Below are 1,148 nucleotides of genomic sequence, written 5' to 3'. Positions count from 1 at the left end.
TCGATGGTCAACACCTCGGCCCGGCGGAAGGAAGAGCGAAGAAATCCGCTGGATACGGCGCACCGTGTCGCGAGAGACGAGGTACGCCTGAATTTCCTTTTCGCTCATGACGCGCTGGCTGGCGCCTATGCTCATCTTCTTGCGGCTGGGACCTGCGTTTCCAAAGGAAGATTCAAATCTTGAAGACATGATCAACTCCTTTCTCTGGTGGTGCCATGGGTGTGAGGCGAAGAATCTTCGATAGCGCGCTCGGCTTCGACACCACGGTCAATGACGATGCACAACATTTCATCAAGTACCGGAATATCGCCGTCGATCAGCCGCGCTCTGGCAGCAAGGACCACTGCCTTGTGCACAGCCGGTGGCAATGTGCGTCCGGCTAGATAGCCTGCGAGCAGTGCTTCAGCTGCTTCGGTCGACAGAGCCATGGTTACCTCCTTTTTCACTCCGGCGCGACAGATCGCTGGTTCATTCAGCGTGGCCACGAGCCCGGGGGACTGGGCCTTGCTTCTCGTGATGCGAAGGGGCGGTCCCGTCTACCCGACGCCGAGACCACGCTTGATGGCTTCACGTGCGCGCTGTGCGGCCCGCGGCAACCAGAAGTCAACGCCTCGGGCCCGGTGGTTTTCTGGGTAGTGGAATCGCAAGAGCTCGTCGCGCCCTTTTTCCGTCACCGCAAGGACCCTGGCGGCGCCCCCAGCGGGCTCGTCCACCAAGGCCAGCACCAAGCCGGCCTGACGAAGGATCCTGATGGCATCAATATCCTTCGCAGCGTTGAACGACTTGGGGAGTGGCGTGGCAGCGATCTGCCTCAAGAATTCAACTGACATGACATCTCCTTTCAAAGGTCAGCGCGCGAGAGAATATCGCTCGATCTGCTGGGTTTCAAGTCGGCGCAAACCGACAAGTTTTAGTCGGTTGCGGGACTCATCCGTTCACCTGGATGCGCCTCGGCTGCGCATGCTCAGCCTTTGGGGCCGGCCGGCGTGGGCGCCGCGGGGCCATACGAAGAGGTGTCCTTTTTCGTTGAGCTCGAGGCGCCGGGGGTGCGGGTTTCAAGGTCGTTCATGATGGTGGCTCCTTTCAATGAATGTCGATGCGTCGCGGCTGGCTCGACGCCCGGCGTTGGATGGTGATGCGCAGGACGC

General features: G+C 60.4%; 4 protein-coding genes. All 4 read right to left on the bottom strand.

Going from position 1 to position 1,148, the window contains the following annotated elements:
• Window positions 1-189, bottom strand: a 189-nt coding sequence (locus QTI17_RS34985) for a hypothetical protein (RefSeq protein WP_286538784.1), incomplete at its 3' end; no start/stop codon positions are given.
• 2 nt (window positions 190-191) lie between these two features.
• Window positions 192-428: a hypothetical protein gene (locus QTI17_RS34980; RefSeq protein ID WP_286538782.1), complete on the bottom strand. Its 237-nt coding sequence runs from the start codon at window positions 426-428 to the stop codon at window positions 192-194.
• Window positions 429-536: 108 nt separating this feature from the next.
• A complete protein-coding gene (locus tag QTI17_RS34975) occupies window positions 537-830 on the bottom strand; it encodes a hypothetical protein (protein ID WP_286538781.1) in 294 nt (97 codons plus the stop codon).
• A 134-nt stretch (window positions 831-964) separates the two neighbouring features.
• On the bottom strand, window positions 965-1,148 hold a 184-nt coding region (locus tag QTI17_RS34970), incomplete at its 5' end, for a hypothetical protein (RefSeq protein ID WP_286538780.1).

This window comes from Variovorax sp. J31P179 (assembly GCF_030316985.1).
GTDB lineage: Bacteria > Pseudomonadota > Gammaproteobacteria > Burkholderiales > Burkholderiaceae_C > Variovorax > Variovorax ginsengisoli_B.
The sequence above is the reverse complement of the archived record's forward strand: the minus strand, read 5'-3'. Positions and strand labels throughout refer to the sequence as shown.

What these genes read in the sequence shown, in the direction of transcription:
- QTI17_RS34975 (WP_286538781.1), bottom strand. Translation starts at nt 830, where the DNA reads ATGTCAGTTGAATTCTTGAGGCAGATCGCTGCCACGCCACTCCCCAAG.
- QTI17_RS34980 (WP_286538782.1), bottom strand. Translation starts at nt 428, where the DNA reads ATGGCTCTGTCGACCGAAGCAGCTGAAGCACTGCTCGCAGGCTATCTA.